Below are 18,791 nucleotides of genomic sequence, written 5' to 3' on the forward strand. Positions count from 1 at the left end.
CTTTGCTCGAGGTCCTGGCCAGGATGGCCCCGGCGGGCGCTGCGGCCGGTCCGGCCGGCGACACGGCCGGCGCGGCTGCGCACAAGGTCTTCTACCTGCCGCGCCTGCGCGCCGATCTCCCCAAAGGCAGCCTGTCGCGCGGCGACGAAACTACGCTCGACCTGCTGTCGCGCATTTTCGAAACCGTGCTGCTGGACGACAGCATCCCGCCCGAGACCCGCAAGCTGATCGAGTTCCTGCAGGTGCCGGTGCTGAAGGCCGCGCTACGCGACCGCAACTTCTTCTTCGAGGAAGCCCACCCCGCGCGGCGCATGCTCGACCTGCTGTCCAGGGCCGGCTGGGAGCAGCCGCTGTCCAGCGACGATCCTTTGCTGAACGCGATGCGCAGCAGCGTCGGCCGCATCGCCGCCCAGGACCAGCCCGAGTTCGCGGCCGCCCTGGCCGAGCTGGAAGCCGGCCTGGCCGCCCGCGAACAGGCCGAGCAGGCGGCCATCGCCGGCCCCATCGCCCAGGCCACGCGCATCGAAAAGCAGGCGGCCGCCCAGCGCTCCGCGCAACGCGCGGTCTCGGTGCGCCTGGCCGGCGAAGACGTGGTGGCCCTGGTGTCCGGCTTCCTGGAGCAGCGCTGGACCCCGGTCCTGGCGCTGGCCTACAGCATCGAAGAAAGCAAGCCGGGCGCGGTCGACAATGCCACCCGCGCCATGGACGACCTGATCTGGAGCGTCAAGCCCAAGGCCACCCAGGAGCAGCGCAAGGCCCTGATCAAGGCCTTGCCTGGCCTGCTCACGACGCTCAATAAATGGCTGGACGCGCTGCGCTGGCAGGATGCGGAGCGCCTGCAATTCTTTGCCGGGCTGGCCGAATACCACGCCTCCATCGTGCGCGCCCCGATCGAGCTGTCGCCCGAGCGCCAGCTGGAACTGGCGATGGAAGCCGCCCAGCAGGACGCGCTGCGCCGCATCGCCCACGAACAAGCGGAGGCGGCCGAGGCCGAGCTGGCGGCCCAGGAAGACGCCGACCCGGCCGCCAGCGCCCTGGCCGCCCTGGAGCGCGGCATGCGCCTGGAGTTCGCCACCGGCGGCGGCGTGCGCAAGGTCAAGCTGGCCTGGGTCAGCCCGCTGCGCACCCTGTTCATCTTCTCGGGCGCGGGCCGCCAGGAAGCGTTTTCGCTGCCGGCCGAGCGCCTGGCCGAGGCTTTCCGCAGCGGCGGCATCAAGGTCCTGGCGCCGGAGGGCGTGGTCGGCCGCGTGCTGAGCGAGGCCGTGGGGCAGGGCGCCGTCAACGACCCGGGCGCCGCAGTGGCTTAGGACGCACGATTCTTGCTCCCAGAGCAAGCACCAGTGATATGATTCATGTTTTATCGCTAGCCTCGCTGCCGAAGAAACGTGCGCCTCTCTTCCATTAAATTGTCGGGATTTAAGTCTTTCGTCGATCCCACCAATTTCCAGGTACCGGGACAACTCGTCGGCGTGGTCGGCCCGAACGGCTGCGGCAAGTCCAACATCATCGACGCGGTGCGCTGGGTGCTGGGCGAATCGAAAGCCTCGGAGCTGCGCGGCGAGTCGATGCAGGACGTGATCTTCAACGGCTCGACCCACCGCAAGCCGGCCGGCCGCGCCTCGGTCGAGCTGGTGTTCGACAACAGCGCCGGCAAGGCCGCCGGCCAGTGGGGGCAGTATGCCGAGATCGCGGTCAAGCGCACCCTGACGCGCGACGGCACCTCCACCTATTACATCAACAGCCAGCCGGTGCGCCGGCGCGACATCCAGGACATCTTCCTTGGCACCGGCCTGGGCCCGCGCGCCTACGCCATCATCGGCCAGGGCATGATCGCCCGCATCATCGAATCGCGTCCCGAAGAGCTGCGCGTCTTCCTGGAGGAAGCCGCCGGCGTCTCCAAGTACAAGGAGCGCCGCCGCGAGACCGAGAACCGCCTGTCGGACACACGCGAGAACCTGCTGCGCGTGGAAGACATCCTGCGCGAGCTGAACGCCAACCTGGAAAAGCTGGAAGCCCAGGCCGCGGTGGCCAAGCGCTTCCACCAGCTGCAGGCCGACCAGGAAGAAAAGCAGAAGCTGCTGTGGCTGCTGCGCAAGAACGAAGCCAAGGCCGAGCAGGCGCGCTTCTTCAAGGACATGGAAGAAGCCCAGACCGGCCTGGAAGAACAGACCGCCAAGCTGCGCAATGTGGAGCTCGAGCTCGAGCACATGCGCCAGGCCCACTTTTCCACCGGCGACCGCCTGCACCAGGCGCAGGGCGCGCTGTACCGGACCAATTCCGAGATCGGCAGCCTGGAAGCCCAGATCAAGTTCGTGGTCGAGTCGCGCACCCGCCTGCAGAACCAGCTCGGCACCCTGGCCGCCCAGCGCGACCAGTGGCTGGCGCAGGAGCAGGAAACCCGCGAGCAGCTCGAGGAAGCCGGGATGCAGCTGGAGGAACTGGCCGCGCGCGCGGAAGGCGCCCAGATCGCGGTCGAGGTCCACAACGAACGCCTGCCCGAGCTGGAAAGCGCCTGGCGCGCAGCCCAGGAAAAGTCGACCGAATCGCGCGCCCGCATCATGCAGGTGCAGCAGCGCATCGAGCTGTCCTCGGCCCACCAGCGCAACGCCGCCAATATCCTCACCAGCCTGGCCGCGCGCCGCGAGCGCCTGCAGCAGGAACGCAATGGCCTGAACCTGCCCGACAGCGCCACCCTCGACAACCTGCGCATGCAGCTGGAGGAAAAGCAGCTGGCGCTGGAAGAGCAGACCATGCTGCTGGACGACGCCACGGCGCGCCAGGATGCGGTCGAGCAGGAACGCAAGGAAGCCCACGCGCTGGTAACCAGCGAAAGCGCCGCCAGCGCCCAGCTGGAAGCGCGTTTGAGCGCGCTGCGCCAGATGCAGGACCGGGTCCAGACCCAGGGCAAGGTCCAGCCATGGCTGGAAAAGCACGAACTGTCCAAGCTGCCGCGCCTGTGGCAGAAGCTCGACATCGAAGAGGGCTGGGAAACCGCGCTCGAAGCCGTGCTGCGCGAACGCTCCGGCGCCCTGGAGATGTCGAACATCGACTGGGCCAAGGCCTTCTTCAGCGATGCGCCGCCCGCGCGCCTGGCCCTGTATGCGCCCCAGCCGGGCGCCCCGTCGGCCGCCGAGGTCCCGGGCCTGAAACCCCTGGCCAGCCTGCTGCGCCTGAACGACCCGGGCGTGCGCGGCGTGCTGAACGACTGGCTGCACCACGTCTTCGTGGCCGAGCACACGGCGGACGCCTTCGCCGAGCGCGCGCGCCTGCCGCGGGGCGGCTGCTTCGTCACGCGCCAGGGCCACATCGTGACCCAGTCGGCGGTGCGCTTCCACGCCCCGGACGCCGAGCAGGACGGCATGCTGGCGCGCCAGCACGAGATCGACAACATCGGTAAACAGCTGCGCGCCCAGGCCCTGCTGGCGGACGAAGCGCGCGCCCGCGCCACCCGCGCCGACGCCGCCGTCAGCGACTTGCAGCGCCGCCTGCAGGATGCGCGCCAGCGCGTCGGCAGCCTGACGCGCGACGTGCACGCGCTGCAGATCGAAGTGCTCAAGCAGAGCGAGATCGAAGCCCGCTTCAACCAGCGCAGCGGCCAGATCGCGGCCGACCTGTCCGAGATCGCCGCCCAGGAAGCCGAGCAGCGCCAGGCCGCTGCCGAGGCGGAACAAGAGTTCGAACAGCTCGACATGGAACTGGCCGAGCTGCAGGGCGCCCACGAGGACGGCCAGACCGCCTTCCTCGACCGCGAACGCATGCTGACCGAGGCGCGCGAGAAACTGCGCGAGCTCGAGCGCAGCGCGCAGGAAGCCCAGTTCGCCGAGCGTTCGCAGCGCGCCCGCATCGAGGAACTGCGCCGCAATATCGCCACCGCCGCCACCCAGGCCGAGCAGGTGGCCGCCAGCCTGGCCCAGGGCAAGCTGGAACTGGAGGCGCTGGAAGCCGGCACCGCCCACGAAGGCCTGCAGGAACTGCTGGACCGCCGCACGGCCCAGGAGCGCGCCCTGGCCGACGCGCGCCACGAGCTGGACCAGATCACACAGCAGCTGCGCCACGCCGAGGAAAGCCGCATGCAGGCCGAGCGCAGCCTGCAGCCGCAGCGCGACCGCATCACCGAGATGCAGCTCAAGGAACAGGCCGCGCGCCTGAACCAGGAGCAGTATGCCGAGGCCCTGGCCGCCACCGGCGCCGATGCCGAGGCCATCGCCGCGCTGGCCGAAAAGCTCGACCCCGAGATGAAACCGTCCTGGCTGCAGGGCGAGGTCACGCGCCTGACCAATGCCATTTCCGCGCTGGGCGCCGTCAACCTGGCGGCGGTCGAGGAACTGGCCACGGCCACCGAACGCAAGCGCTTCCTCGATTCGCAGAACGCCGACCTGCAGGAAGCCATCGCCACCCTGGAAGACGCGATCCACCGCATCGACCGCGAAACCCGCGAGCTGCTGCAGGACACCTTCGACCGCGTCAACGGCCACTTCTCGGAACTGTTCCCGATCCTGTTCGGCGGCGGCAACGCGAAACTGGTGATGACCGGCGACGAGATCCTGGATGCGGGCGTGCAGGTGATGGCCCAGCCGCCGGGCAAGAAGAACGCCACCATCCACCTGCTGTCCGGCGGCGAGAAAGCGCTGACCGCGACCGCGCTGGTGTTCTCGATGTTCCGCCTGAATCCAGCCCCGTTCTGCCTGCTGGACGAGGTCGACGCGCCGCTCGACGACGCCAATACCGAGCGCTTCTGCCGCATGGTCAAGCGCATGTCCGAGCACACCCAGTTCCTCTTCATTTCGCACAACAAGATCGCGATGGAGATGGCCAGCCAGCTGATCGGCGTGACCATGCAGGAACAGGGTGTGTCGCGCATCGTGGCGGTGGACATGGAGTCGGCCGCCGACCTGGCCGCCGCCTGAGAAAAGGGGCTCGGGGAGGGCTGCAGTGTTCGGGATGTGTTGTCCGCTGTGCTACACTCGCCGCGCCCCGTCCGCTCCTGATCCCTCGATGACCTTTGCCGTATCCCCACTTGCCGCCAGCCCGGAAGCGCTGCAGTCCGCCCTGCGGCTGGCGCTCGATTCGCCCATGCCGATGGGCGTGGCGGCGCGCGGCTCCATGGACCTGGCGCCGAATGCCGCCCTGGCGGCGGCGCTGGGGCAGGGCGAATGCGCATCGCTGCGCATGCTGCTGGAGGCGGTCATGGAAGGCCGGCTGCCCCACGGCGCGGTCCTGCTCGAGCTGCCCGGCGGCCGCCTGCGCCTGACCGTATCGCCGGTGCGCGACGCCGGCGGCGCCATTGCCGGCGCCCTGTGCGTGGGCCAGCCGGCGCAGCAGGACGCCCTGGGGCGTCTGGGCGAAACGAGCCTGATCGGCGTGGTGCGCTACCACCAGGACGGCCGCGTCATCGACTGCAACGACGCCTTTCTTTCCATGCTGGGACTGGACCGCGCCGACATGGCGCGCGGCTTGTCCTGGCGCGCCCTCACGCCCGACGAGTGGGTGGCCGCCGACGAAGCATCGCTGGCCCGGCTCAGCGCGGACGGCGCGGTGGAGCCCTTCGAGAAGGAGTTTTATCACCGCGACGGTTCGCGCGTGCCGGTGTTCGTGGGCGGGGCAGCCGACCAGGACGACCCCGGCCAGGGAGTGTGCTTCGTGCTCGACGTCTCCGCCATGCGCCACGCCGAACGCGCCTTCGCCGACATGGAGGCCAAGTTCAGGGCCATCACCAACGCCATGCCGCAGATGGTCTGGAGCACGCTGCCGGACGGCTACCACGACTACTACAACGACCAGTGGTACCAGTTCACCGGGGCCACGCCGGGCGACACCGATGGCGAGGGCTGGAACGGCATGTTCCATCCCGAGGACCAGGGGCTGGCCTGGGAGCGCTGGCGCCATTCGCTCGCCACCGGCGAGCCCTATGAGGTCGAGTACCGCCTGCGCCACCACAGCGGCGCCTGGCGCTGGGTGCTGGGCCGCGCGCTGCCGGTCTATGGCGAGGACGGCGCGATCCGGCGCTGGATGGGAACCTGCACCGACATCCACGAACAGAAGCTGACCCAGGACGCCCTGCGCGTGGCCGACCAGCGCAAGGACGAGTTCCTGGCCATGCTGAGCCACGAGCTGCGCAATCCGCTGGCGCCGATCCGCACCGCCGCCTCGCTGCTGCCGCTGGTCAACGGCGACTCGGCGCGCATCGAGCACATCGGGCGCGTCATCGCGCGCCAGACCGCCCACATGACCGGCCTGATCGACGACCTGCTGGATGTGTCGCGGGTGACGCGCGGCATGATCACCCTGGACCGTGAACATGTCGCGCTGCGCCTGCTGGCCGACGAGGCGGTCGAGCAGGCGCGTCCGCTGATCGAGGCCCGCGGACACCGGCTGGCGGTGGCGGACCATGCCGGCCACGCGATGGTGCACGGCGACCGCAAGCGCCTGGTGCAGGTGATGTCCAACCTGCTGTCGAACGCGGCCAAGTACACGCCGGAAGGCGGCCGCATCGAACTGGCCTTGGAGCTGGACGGCGCGGCGGCGCGGATCGCGGTGCGCGACAACGGCATCGGCATGTCGCCCGAGCTGGCCGCCGGCGCCTTCGAGCTATTCCGGCAGGGAAAACGCACGCCCGACCGCTCCCAGGGCGGCTTGGGCATCGGCCTGGCGCTGGTGCGCAGCCTGGTCCAGCTGCATGGCGGGCAGGTCGCGCTGCACAGCGAAGGGGAGGGCAAGGGCTGCACGGTCGTGGTCAGCCTGCCGCTGGAGCGTGCGCCCGCGCCGTAGCGCCGGGCACGGGGAGTTGGTATGATGGCATGTCCCGCATATTCCGCATGACGCGGCGGGGCCATCCTAATGAATGAATCGCAGCATTCGCTACTGAGGCATAAGCAGCATGACAGATTTCCAAATGAGCCTGATCGCGGCCGGCGGCGTGTTCGTCGTCGGCGTCATCACCTATAACAAATGGCAGGAGTACAAGGCCAGGAAGAGCGTCGAGCGCGCGTTCGCCTCGGACCATGACGATGTCCTGATGCGCAGTGGCGCCGAGCCGGCGCTGGGCGAGGAAGAGGCCGACGGCCGGCAGCGCCAGGAGCCCGTGCTCGACCTGTCGGCCGAGCCGCCCCTGGCCCCCTTGTCGCCGCTGTCGCCGGATGCCGGCGCGCCGCTCGCGCCCTCCGCGCCAGCGCCGTCCGCCGCTCCCGCCGCGTCGTCCTCGTCTGCGCCCGCGGTGACGCTGCCGGGCACCAAGCCCGACATGCCGCCCGCCGAGCTGGCGGAATGCCTGGTCGATCCGCTGATCGACTGCCTGATCCCGCTGACCCTGGAAGCGCCTGTTCGCGGCGACAAGATCCTGCCTTCGCTGCACAAGCTGCGCCGCGTCGGCAGCAAGCCGATCCACTACATCGGCTTCGCCGTCAGCGGCGACTGGGAGCCGATCGTGCACGGCGGCGTCTACACCAAGCTGCAGGCCGGCGTGCAGATGGCCACCCGCACCACGGCCCTGAACGAGATCGAATACTCCGAGCTGGTCACCCGCCTGCACGCGGTGGCCGACGAAATCGGCGCCACCCCGGAAGTGCCGGACATGATCGAGGTCATGAGCGAGGCGCGCACCCTGCACCGCTTCGTGGCGGGCCACGACGCCCAGCTGGGCGTGAACCTGGCCGCCAACGGCGCGCCCTGGGCTATCTCGACCCTGATCGGGGCGCTGGAAAACCAGGGCTTCGACGTGCGTCCGGACGGCCGCTTCGCCATGCCCGACGGCGAGGGCGGTGTGCTGTTCACCCTGTCGACCAACGTGACCCTGGGCGCGGACACCACCTCGCGCCTGACCCTGCTGCTGGACGTGCCTTGCGTGGCCCCGGCCCGCGACGGCTTCGGCGCCATGGTCGCCTGCGCCAAGGCCCTGACCGCGCGCCTGGATGCGACCATCGTCGACGACAGCGACCAGCCGCTGATGGACGAAGCGCTGGAAGCGATCAAGGGCCAGGTCGACGAGTTCTACCAGGAGATGGAGGCCTCGGACATCCCGGCCGGCTCGACCCGCGCGCTGCGCCTGTTCAGCTGAGGGTGAACCGTGACGGCCAACCTGGATCCGATTGCCCGCATGAAGTGGCTGGTCGAGGAACTCAACCGCCACATCTATAACTACCACGTGCTCGACGCGCCGACGATTCCGGACGCCGAGTACGACCGCATGTTCGTCGAGCTCCAGCAGCTGGAAGCCGCCCACCCCGCGGCGGTGACCAACGACTCGCCCACCTTCCGCGTGGGCGCGGCGCCGATCCCCGAGTTCAAGCAGGTGACGCACGCGTTGCCGATGCTGTCGCTGAACAACGGCTTCTCCGATGAAGACATCGACAACTTCGACCGCCGCGTGCGCGACGGCCTGGACAAGCACCAGGTCGAGTATGCGGCCGAGCTGAAGTTCGACGGCCTGGCGATCAGCCTGCGCTACGAGAACGGCGTGTTCGTGCAGGCCGCCACCCGCGGCGACGGCTACACGGGCGAGGACGTCACGGCCAACATCCGCACCATCAAGGTGATTCCGCTGCGCCTGCACGGCGCCGACCTCCCGGAGGTGCTGGAAGTACGCGGCGAAGTGCTGATGTTCAAGCAGGACTTCGACAGCCTGAACCAGCGCCAGCGCGACGCCGGCCAGAAGGAATTCGCGAACCCGCGCAATGCCGCCGCCGGCAGCCTGCGCCAGCTCGACGCCCGCATCACGGCCCAGCGCAAGCTCCGTTTCTTCGCCTACGGCATCGGCCTGCTGGAAGGCGCCGAGCTGCCGGCATCGCATTCGGCGGTGCTGGACTGGTTCGACCGCCTCGGCCTGCCGGTGTCGAAAGAGCGCGCGGTGGTCACCGGCTGCAAAGGCATGCTGGACTACTTCAGTTCGATCGGCGCCAAGCGCAAGCAGCTGCCCTACGAAATCGACGGCGTGGTCTACAAGGTCGACAAGGTGGCCGACCAGGCCCGCCTGGGCTTTGTCTCGCGTGCGCCGCGCTTCGCCCTGGCCCATAAATTTCCGGCCGAGGAAGCCCTGACCACGGTGCAGGCCATCGACGTGCAGGTGGGCCGCACCGGCGCCATCACGCCGGTGGCGCGCCTGACCCCGGTCTCGGTGGGCGGCGTGACCGTCACCAACGCCACCCTGCACAACGAAGACGAAGTGCGCCGCAAGGACGTGCGCGTGGGCGACACGGTCGTGGTGCGCCGCGCCGGCGACGTGATTCCCGAGGTGCTGTCGGTGGTGCTGGAGCGCCGTCCGCAGCCGCTGGCGCCGATGTACGAATTGCCCAGGACCTGCCCGGTATGCGGTTCGCACGTGGTGCGCGAAGAGGGCGAGGCCGTGGCGCGCTGCTCTGGCGGCCTGACCTGCGCCGCCCAGCGCAAGGAAGCGATCCGCCACTTCGCCGGCCGCCGCATGATGGACATCGAAGGCTTGGGCGACCGCTACATCGACAGCCTGGTCGAGTGCGGCCTGATCCACGGCGTATCCGACCTGTTCAAGCTCACCCTGGACGACCTGCTCAAGATGAAGCGCCTCGCGGACGAGCGCGACGGCACCACGCCCGAGACAGTCAAGAACGGCAAGGTCGCAACCAAGTGGGCCGACAACCTGCTGGACGCGATCAAGGCCAGCAAGCAGCCGCCGCTGGAGCGCCTGCTGTTCGCCCTCGGCATCCGCCACGTCGGCGAATCGACCGGCAAGACCCTGGCCGACTGGCTGGGCCGCTTCGAGCTGGTCCGCCGCGCCCCGGCCGCGCTGCTGCGCGTGCTGCCCGACATCGGCGGCACCGTGGCCGAGGCCATCGCCGAATTCTTCGCCGAAGAAAAGAACCAGAAAGCCATCGACGCGCTGCTGGCCGCGGGCGTGACGCCGCAAGGCGAGCATGCCCCCAAGGCCCAGCTGCGCGAGAAGCTCGACGAGGTCACGCTGCTGGCCGCGCTGGGAATCCCGAAGCTGACCGAGCCGCGCGCCCGCCAGCTGGTGCAGGAAGGCCAGACCCTAGAGTCGCTGGCCCACCTGAAGGTATTCGGCGTGTTCGGCCTGCCGGCCAATGTGGCGGCCTCGCTGGAGGAATGGATGGCGGTGCCGGCCAACCGCGAGATGCTCGGCAAGCTCTCCGCGCTGCGCCAGGAACTGCTGGCCCAGCTGCCCGAGGCGGCCCAGGAAGCCACGGGACCGCTCACCGGCAAGACCTTCGTGCTGACCGGCACCCTGCCGACCATGAGCCGCGATGCGGCCGGCGCGCTGATCGAGCAGGCCGGCGGCAAGGTCTCGGGTTCGGTGTCGAAGAAAACCTCCTACGTGGTCGCCGGGGCTGAAGCGGGCAGCAAGCTCGCCAAGGCCGAGGAACTGGGCGTCACGGTCCTGGACGAAGCAGGCCTGCTGGCCCTGCTGAACACATGAAGGTATCGCCATGAGCCTGATCCGCAAAGCCGTCTTCCCCGTCGCCGGCCTGGGCAGCCGCTTCCTGCCGGCGACCAAGGCGCAACCGAAGGAAATGCTGCCCATCGTCGACAAGCCGCTGATCCAGTACGCGGTCGAGGAGGCGGTGGCCGCCGGCGTGACCGAGCTGGTCTTCATCACCGGCCGCAACAAGCGCGCCATCGAGGACCACTTCGATAAGGCCTACGAACTCGAATCGGAGCTCGAGCAGGCCGGCAAGCACGCGCTGCTCGAAGTGGTGCGCAATGTGATCCCGAAGAACGTCACCTGCATCTACATCCGCCAGTCCGCGCCCCTGGGCCTGGGCCACGCGGTGCTGTGCGCGCGCCCGGTGATTGGCAACGAACCCTTCGCGGTGCTGCTGGCCGACGACTTCATGGACAGCGCGGCCGGCCACAAGCCGGTGCTGGCCCAGATGGCCGACGTCTACGCCTACGAGCGCAGCAGCATCCTGGCGGTGCAGGACGTGCCGCGCGAGCATACCCGCCAGTACGGCATCGTCAGCGCATCGGCTTACCGCACCGACCTGGAGCTGGTGTCGGGCATCGTCGAGAAGCCGCAGCCCGAGGTCGCCCCGTCGACCCTGGCCGTGGTCGGCCGCTACGTGCTGTCGGGCGCCATTTTCGACCACCTGGAAAACCTGGGCACGGGCGCGGGCGGCGAGATCCAGCTCACCGACGGCATCGCCTCGCTGATGAAGCAGGAGCGCGTGCTGGCCTACCGCTACGCGGGCCAGCGCTACGATTGCGGCTCCAAGCTGGGCTACCTGAAGGCGACCGCCGCCATCGGCCTCAAGCATCCGGAGACGGCCGAAGGCTTCCGCGCCTGCCTGGCCAGCCTGCTGGAAGGACGGGGCGCGCCATGAGCGTGCGCGGGATCCTGCGCATGGGCGACCCGCGCCTGCTGCGGGTGGCCGAGCCGGTGCGCGAGTTCGACACGCCCGAGCTGCACGCGCTGATCGCCGACATGTTCGAGACCATGCACGCCGCCAGTGGCGCCGGCCTGGCGGCGCCGCAGATCGGCATCAACCTGCAGCTGGTGATCTTCGGCTTCGCTAACAACCAGCGCTATCCGGACGCGCCGCCGGTGCCGGAGACGGTCCTGATCAACCCGGTGCTGACGCCGCTCTCCGAAGAGATGGAAGAGGGCTTCGAAGGCTGCCTGTCGGTGCCGGGCCTGCGCGGCAGCGTGCCGCGCTACACGCGCCTGCACTACGAAGGTTTCGACCAGTTCGGCCGGCGCATCGTGCGCGACGCCGAGGGCTTCCATGCGCGCGTGGTGCAGCACGAGGTCGACCACCTGCTCGGCATCCTGTACCCGATGCGCATCAAGGATTTTTCCCGCTTCGGCTTCACCGAAGTGATGTTCCCCCATCTCGACCCCGGAGCCGACGATTGAAGCGTCTTTCCCTGCATGTGGCCGCCGTGTGCGCGGCCTGTTTCGCCACGCTCCCCGCGCAGGCGGATGAGTGGTTCACCAAGATCGATGCGGCGCCGAAGAGCGAGTTCTGGCTCGATACCGGCTTCGCGACGGCGCATTGGGATAATGACAAGGACCTGAACGGAGCCAACAAGGGGTTGGCGGCGGAATACCGCTTCAGCGGCACCATGGCGGCGACGGCGGGGCGTTTCTATAACAGCGACCGGGCGTGGTCCAACTACGCGGGCGTGATCTGGCAACCGTATGCGATCGGCCCGGTGCGCGCCGGGCTGGCGCTGGCGGCCTTCGACGGCTATCCGAACATGCGCCATGGCGGGTGGTTTCCGGCCGCGATTCCGACGCTGACCTACGAATACCAGCGGGTGGGGGTGAATGTGGGGATTATTCCGTCGTATAAGGATCGGCTGTATGGCGGGGTGTCGGTGCAGCTGAAGTTTAAGCTGTTTGACGGCGCCAAGTGAAAAAAACGGGATGCGAGGCATCCCGTTTTTTTATGTGGGCTTACCTTGGATCCCGGCCTTCGCCGGGACGACGTGCTGAGGGAGCAGGCTGAAACTGTGGTCGCGAACCGCCGGCCTAAAAACCGTCGTTCCGGCGAAGGCCGGAACAGTGCCACTGGCACTGTTCCGGCCAAGTTTGCAAGAACACCAGCAGCTCAGCTTTCCTTCGGATACGGACTCTTCCCACCCGCCGCAATAAACGCATCGATCCTCTGCTGCAGCACCGGCAGCGGCACCGACCCCAGCTGCAGCACCGTATCGTGGAAGTTCCGGATATCGAACTTCGGTCCCAGCGCCTTCTCCGCCCGCGCCCGCGCCTCCTGGATCGCCATCTGCCCCAGGTAATACGACAGCGCCTGCCCCGGCCACGAGATATAGCGGTCGACCTCGGTCTCCACCTCATGCTTCGCCAGCGCCGTATTCTCCATCAGGTAAGCCTGCGCCTGCTCCCGCGTCCATCCCTTGGCGTGGATGCCGGTATCGACCACCAGCCGCGAGGCGCGCCAGGCCTGGTAGCTGAGCATGCCGAACACCTCGTAGGGCGTCTCGTACATCCCCATCTCCGTTCCCAGGCGCTCCGAATACAGTGCCCAGCCCTCGCCGAAGGCCGAGATGTAGGCGCGGCGGAAATGCGGCACGCCTTTCTGCTCCTGGGCCACCGGCATCTGGAAGGCGTGACCCGGCGCCGATTCGTGCAGGGTCAGGGCCGGCAGGCTGTACAGCGAACGCGCCGGCAGGTTGTAGGTGTTGACCCAGTAGGCCCCCGGACCGCCGCGTCCCGCCGTGTAATACGGCGCCTGGTCGTCGGGCACCGGCAGGATGGCGAAGCGGCGGCGCGGCAGGTAGCCGAAATACTGGTCCGCCTTGGCGTCGAATTTCTTCGCGATCCAGGCCGCCCGCATCAGCAGTTCTTCCGGCGTCTTGGCGTAGAAGCGCGGATCGGTGCGCAGGAATTGCAGGAAGGCCGGCAGGTCCCCCTCGAAGCCGGTCTTCTTGATGGTCTCGAGCATCTCGGCCCGGATCTTGGCCATTTCCGCCAGCCCGATCGCATGGATCTGGTCGGCGCTCAGACTGGTCGTGGTGTACTCGACGATCTTCGACTGGTAATAGGCTTTTCCGCCGGGCATGCTCTCGGCAGCGAGGGTGGTGCGCGCCTTCGGCACATACTCGCCGACGAAGAAGTCCAGCACCTTGCCGTAGGCCGGCTGCACCTTGTCGCGGATCGCCGCCGCGCCCGCCGCGCGCAGGGCCTCGCGCTCGGCCGCCGGAATCGTCGCGGGCATGTCCTTGAACGGGGTGTAGAACACGGTCTCCTGCGGCGACCTGGCCTGGGCCACTGACACGATGGTGCTCTCGCGCCCGGCCAGGGTCACCCTGGGCGGCGTGAAGCCGCGCGCCAGGCCTGCGCGCATGTTCGCCAGTTCCTGGTCGAAATAACCCGGCAGATTTTCCAGCTGGCGGACATAGTTGCGGTAGTCCTGCACGTTCTTGAACGGGCGCCGTGCGCCGAAGGTCACGTCGGTCCAGAATGCGCTGTCGGCGTTCACCGGCTGCTCGTATTCGCGGAAGCGCTGGGCCTCGACGAAGGCCGCGATCTGGGCGCGGTAGACCGCAAAATTGATGCGCTCGTTCGGCGACAGGTTGGCCGGGCGGATCGCGTCGAGCTCTTTCAGGATGCCTTCCCAGTAGAGGCGGCGCGCTTCCTGGGCCGGTCCGTCGACGCGCGCGATGTCCGGGCTGACGCCGCGTTCGTCGTCGGCGCGCGCCAGCTTTTCCGAGACGCGCCATTTCCACTCTTTGGTGTAAATTGTCTTGAACCGTGTGTCCGCCTGCGTGGCGGCCGCGGCGGGAGCCATCGCAGGCCCCATCGCAAGACCCAGCAGTACACAAGCCGTCGTGACGACGGCGCCCAGCTTGATATCCATTCTCCACCCGCTTTGAAAAGAGCATTATTGCCCGGCGGTATGCATCTTAGCCGGGAAAACGGGGAATGGATACAGCTCACGAGTAACCAGTAGACGACGAAAGAGAATGGCGAATTCCGGCGAATCGCGCCCCGGCTCGGAGCAGCGGGCGCAGATGGGCGAAGGCGGGCTGCCGGCCGGCCTGACCGAGCACGCCCTGCGCCAGCAGGTGGCCGCGCTCGAGGCCGAACTCGCGCGCACGCGCGCCATGGTGCGCGAACGGCACCAGCTGGCGCGCGAGGTAGAACAGTTGCGCCGCCATGCAGGCGAGGCGGCGCAGCTGCGCGAGCAGGTTGCCGGCACCGGCCGCCGCCAGAACGAATTCCTCGCCATGCTGGCCCACGAACTGCGCAATCCGCTGGCGCCCCTCAGCATGTCGGCCAGCCTGCTCGACAGCGTGGCCGGCCATTCGGGCGAGATGGCCCAGGTCTCGCGCGTGATCCGGCGCCAGGTGGACCACATGGCGCACCTGCTCAACGACCTGCTCGACGCCGCACGCCTCAGCAGCGGCAAGATCACCCTGAAGCTGGAACCCTTGCTGCTTTCCGACGCCATCGAACAGGCGCTGGAAACAGTAGGCCCGCGCCTGCGCGAGCGCCGCCAGCAGCTCGAGGTGCGCCTGGCGCCCGAAGCCCTGGTGGTGGACGGCGACGCGGTGCGCCTGACCCAGGTGTTCACCAACCTGCTGGGCAACGCCTCGAAATACACCGGCGACGGCGGCCGCATCGCGCTCAATGCGCGGCGCGAGGACGGGCAGGCCGTCGTCACCGTCAGCGACAACGGCGCCGGCATCGATCCGGCCATGCTGCCCCAGATCTTCGACCTGTTCACCCAGGGCCCGCGCTCGCTGGCGCGTTCGGAAGGCGGGCTGGGCGTGGGCCTGAGCGTGGTGCGCAACCTGGTCGGCATGCACGGCGGCCGGGTCGAGGCGGCCAGCCAGGGGACGGGGCAGGGCAGCACCTTCACCGTGCGTCTGCCGCTCTCCCAGGGCCGGCCCGCATGGCAGGCGCCGCCAACGCGCGCAGCGGGCGAGCGGCCCTCGCGCATCCTGGTCATCGAAGACAACATCGATGCCTGCGAGACCCTGCGCACCCTGCTGGAATTATCCGGCCACGAAGTCGAGACGGCGTCCGACGGCATCACCGGGCTGGAACGGGCGCGCGGCGGCCGCTTCGACGTGCTCGTGTGCGACATCGGCCTGCCGGGCATCGACGGCTATGGCGTGATCGAGGGCTTGCGCGCGGTGCCGGGCGGCCAGGCGCCATTCGCCATCGCGCTGTCCGGCTACGGCCAGCTCGAGGACCGGGAACGGGCGCTGGCGGCTGGGTTCGACCGCTACCTGGTCAAGCCGGCCGCGCCGGAATCGCTGCTGGCCATGGTGGCCGAGGCGCGCACGGCCGCCGGTTTGTGACGCCCCTTCGTAGCCTTGGCAGGTGTGCATCATGAAGTTTTGTCATGCGGGAGGACGACAGGGGCTATAATGGCGCGAGCCCGTCCGCGGAACAGAAGATCACCGCATTGCACGGCACCGCACACCAACAGCGCGCGCGCGTGCATGGACCATCAATGACAATCACGGCAGCAATTTGTTTCGCGACCCAGACATGATGACGAGTAAGGGCGACACGGGCCGCCCGCAAGGCCACGCCCATCTCATCCAGGCGTGGCGGCGCCTGGCTGTCCAGCTCGGGCCGCTGATTGGCGACAACGGTTTTTGCGCGCTGTTCGGACGCGCTTGCCGCCTGGTCGGCCCGGACTTCCGCTGGCTTGCCGGAACGCCCGCGTGCAAGGCCTGCGACGCGCAGGTCGGCGCGCTCGACGCCATGCTGGCCGGCGTTACCCCCGAGCAGGCCGAGGCGGCGCACGCCGCCTTGCTCAAGACCTTCACCGAGCTGCTTGCCGCCCTGATCGGGCAGGCGCTGGCCACACGTTTAGTCGACGCCGCGTTGCTCGACGGGAATGCGCAGAATGCACAGGAGCATATGTAATGACGGATAAAGTAAGCCTCGGGAAATTGAGCACCGGGGTGCCCGGACTCGATATGCTGCTGGGGGGCGGACTGAGCGAATTCTCCTTCAACCTGATCGCCGGGGCGCCCGGCTGCGGGAAAACGACGCTGGCCCACCAGATCATGTTCTCGCTGGCCAACGCCGACCGGCGCGCGCTGTTCTTCACCGTGCTGGGCGAGCCGCCGCTCAAGATGCTGCGCTACCAGCAGCAGTACAGCTTCTTCCAGTTCGACAAGGTCGGCACCGCAATCCGTTACGTGAACCTGGCCGACGACTTGCGCGCGGGCGACTTTTCCGGGGTGCTCGAACGCATCATGAAAGAGGTGGAGGATTTCGCGCCGAGCCTGGTGTTCGTCGATTCCTTCCGCTCGGTGGCGCAGACCGCGCGCGCCGGCAACGAAGGCGTGGCCGACCTCCAGCACTTCATCCAGGAGCTGGGCACGCGCATGACCAGCTGGCAGGCGACCACCTTCCTGATCGGCGAATACCTGCATAGCGACGTCGAGGCCAATCCCATCATGACGGTGGCCGACGGCATGATCGCGCTGGCCCAGCTGCACGAGGAAGACTCGGTGGTGCGCAAGATCCGCGTGGTCAAGATGCGCGGCCAGGCCCACATGGCCGGCTCGCACACCTTCCGTATCACCGACGACGGCGTGCGCGTCTATCCGCGCGTGCTGCCGCCGCTGGCCGACGACCGCCAGCCCGGCGCCGGGGTGGACCGCGAGCCGCGCCGTATCTCGACCGGCGTCCCGGGCCTGGACGAGATGCTGCACGGCGGCTTGCCCCAGGGCCACTCGGTGCTGGTGACCGGCCCCAGCGGCTGCGGCAAGACCATCCTCGGCACCCGCTTCCTGCAAGAGGGCGCGCGCCAGGGCGAGAAGGGCGTCGTGATGTCCTTCGAGAAGGGCACGGCGCGCCTGCGCAACGCCCAGCTGGCGCAGCTGGTGCAGGCCGGGGACGTCGCCGTGGTCGAGAGCCGCATGATCGACCTGACGATCGACGAGCTGCTCGATGAGCTGAACCAGGCCATCGACCGCACCGGCGCCACCCGCGTGGTGGTCGATTCGCTGTCCGAGTTGGGCCTGTACCTGGCGCCGGAAAGCCGCGACCGCCTGCGCACCGTGGTGTTCCGCATGCTGGCCTCGCTGGCCAAGCGCGGGGTCAGCGCCGTGGTGACGATGGGACTGGACGACCAGTTCACGCGCTTCCAGATCAGCCAGGCCGAGATTGCCTACCTGACCGACGCCATCGTCATCATGCGCTACGGCGAGGCCGACGGCCAGCTGCGCAAGTTCCTCTCGGTGGTCAAGGTACGCGGGTCCGGCCACAGCCAGGAACTGCGCGAGTACGCCATCGACGACGAAGGCTTCGACATCCATCCGCAGCGCACCGAGTTCGAGGGCGTGCTGCACGGCCTGCCGCAAGCGCGCAGCAGCGGATACTGAGGCCGCCGATGACGACGTTTCAGGAGGAAGAGCACGGCTCACTGCGGCGTCTGTCGAACGACGAAGAGGGATTTGCCGGGGCGCATACGCGCGAGGAGATGCTGCTGGGCCGCATCGGCGCCCTGGAGGCCGAGGTGGAGGCCCTGCGCGCGCAAGCCGTCCGCAGGCAGGAGCTGGAAGTCCTGGTGGAACAACTGCGCGAAGCGAACGGCAACCTGGTCATGGCCGCCGTCAACGCCCAGGCCTCGCGCGACGACGCCGAGGAAACCAACCGGCGCCAGAACGAATTCCTGGCCATGCTGGCCCACGAATTGCGCAATCCCCTGGTGCCGATCAGTATGTCGGCCAGCCTGCTGGACCGCGGCGCAGGGGTCGGCCACCAGGCCCGGCTGAGCCAGGTGATCCAGCGCCAGGTCGAACACATGGCCCACCTGCTCGACGACCTGCTCGATGCGGCGCGCCTCAGCCTGGGCAAGATCACCCTGAACATCCAGCCGCTCGATATCAACGCCGTCATCGACCAGGCCGTCGAGACGGTACAGCCGCGCATCCGCGAGCGCGGCCAGCGGCTCGAGCTGCGGTTGCCGCCCGAGCCGGTGGCGGTGGACGGCGATCCGGTGCGCCTGACCCAGGTCTTCACCAACCTGCTGAGCAATGCGTCGAAATACACCCAGGACGGCGGCTGGATCCGGCTTGCGGTCGACTGCGGCGACGAGATCGTGGTCACGATCGCCGACAACGGCAGCGGCATGGCTCCCGAAACCATCGTGCACGTGTTCGAGCTGTTCACCCAGGGGCCGCGTACGCTGGCCCGTTCGGAAGGCGGGCTCGGTGTCGGCCTGAACGTGGTGCGCAACCTGGTCGGCATGCACGGCGGCGCGGTGGGCGTGTCCAGCCCCGGCATCGGCGCGGGCAGCGTGTTCACCGTGCGCCTGCCGCTCGCGCCGGACCATGCGCCGGCGGAGCCGGAGGCTTCGGCGCCGCCGGCG

Annotated in this window: 13 protein-coding genes; 12 read left to right on the plus strand and 1 reads right to left on the minus strand. The window is 68.6% G+C overall.

Annotated features, from left to right (window positions below; genetic code table 11):
• From KBW95_RS23290 to KBW95_RS23325, 8 genes are all read left to right on the plus strand, one after another.
• The coding region (locus KBW95_RS23290) for a DUF1631 family protein (protein WP_211529458.1) at nt 1–1,307 on the plus strand (1,307 nt) is incomplete at its 5' end.
• 78 nt (nt 1,308–1,385) lie between these two features.
• Nucleotides 1,386–4,907, plus strand: a complete 3,522-nt coding sequence (gene smc / locus KBW95_RS23295) for a chromosome segregation protein SMC (RefSeq protein ID WP_211529459.1) — start codon at nt 1,386–1,388, stop codon at nt 4,905–4,907.
• A gap of 88 nt (nt 4,908–4,995) precedes the next feature.
• Nucleotides 4,996–6,768 (plus strand): PAS domain-containing sensor histidine kinase, encoded by a 1,773-nt coding sequence (locus KBW95_RS23300; protein WP_211529460.1) that lies wholly within the window; start codon nt 4,996–4,998, stop codon nt 6,766–6,768.
• Between the two features lie 109 nt (nt 6,769–6,877).
• On the plus strand, nt 6,878–8,053 hold the full coding sequence (locus KBW95_RS23305; protein ID WP_211529461.1) for a cell division protein ZipA C-terminal FtsZ-binding domain-containing protein: 1,176 nt from the start codon (nt 6,878–6,880) through the stop codon (nt 8,051–8,053).
• 39 nt (nt 8,054–8,092) lie between these two features.
• Entirely contained in the window at nt 8,093–10,402 is a 2,310-nt protein-coding gene (gene ligA / locus KBW95_RS23310; protein WP_211529463.1) for an NAD-dependent DNA ligase LigA, read from the plus strand.
• Between the two features lie 10 nt (nt 10,403–10,412).
• Nucleotides 10,413–11,306, plus strand: coding sequence for a UTP--glucose-1-phosphate uridylyltransferase GalU (gene galU / locus KBW95_RS23315; RefSeq protein WP_211524978.1), 894 nt, complete (start codon nt 10,413–10,415; stop codon nt 11,304–11,306).
• On the plus strand, nt 11,303–11,839 hold the full coding sequence (def, locus tag KBW95_RS23320) for a peptide deformylase (protein ID WP_211524979.1): 537 nt from the start codon (nt 11,303–11,305) through the stop codon (nt 11,837–11,839). Before galU ends, def begins: the two co-directional genes overlap by 4 nt.
• Nucleotides 11,836–12,342: a hypothetical protein gene (locus tag KBW95_RS23325; RefSeq protein WP_229429968.1), complete on the plus strand. Its 507-nt coding sequence runs from the start codon at nt 11,836–11,838 to the stop codon at nt 12,340–12,342. Before def ends, KBW95_RS23325 begins: the two co-directional genes overlap by 4 nt.
• 194 nt (nt 12,343–12,536) lie before the next feature.
• Here KBW95_RS23325 and KBW95_RS23330 read toward each other — a convergent pair whose 3' ends face one another.
• Nucleotides 12,537–14,306: a DUF885 family protein gene (locus KBW95_RS23330; protein ID WP_211524980.1), complete on the minus strand. Its 1,770-nt coding sequence runs from the start codon at nt 14,304–14,306 to the stop codon at nt 12,537–12,539.
• Between the two features lie 106 nt (nt 14,307–14,412).
• On the opposite strand from KBW95_RS23330, the gene KBW95_RS23335 reads away from it, so the two are divergent.
• From KBW95_RS23335 to KBW95_RS23350, 4 genes are all read left to right on the plus strand, one after another.
• Nucleotides 14,413–15,756: an ATP-binding protein gene (locus KBW95_RS23335; protein WP_229429969.1), complete on the plus strand. Its 1,344-nt coding sequence runs from the start codon at nt 14,413–14,415 to the stop codon at nt 15,754–15,756.
• Between the two features lie 193 nt (nt 15,757–15,949).
• Nucleotides 15,950–16,333 (plus strand): hypothetical protein, encoded by a 384-nt coding sequence (locus KBW95_RS23340; protein ID WP_211524981.1) that lies wholly within the window; start codon nt 15,950–15,952, stop codon nt 16,331–16,333.
• Nucleotides 16,333–17,802, plus strand: a complete 1,470-nt coding sequence (locus KBW95_RS23345; protein WP_211524982.1) for an ATPase domain-containing protein — start codon at nt 16,333–16,335, stop codon at nt 17,800–17,802. The genes KBW95_RS23340 and KBW95_RS23345 overlap by 1 nt, the downstream gene beginning before the upstream one ends.
• Before the next feature lie 8 nt (nt 17,803–17,810).
• On the plus strand, nt 17,811–18,791 hold a 981-nt coding region (locus KBW95_RS23350; RefSeq protein ID WP_211529462.1), incomplete at its 3' end, for a sensor histidine kinase KdpD.

The sequence above is a fragment of the Massilia sp. ZL223 genome (assembly GCF_018119395.1).
Classification (GTDB): Bacteria; Pseudomonadota; Gammaproteobacteria; order Burkholderiales; family Burkholderiaceae_D; genus Telluria.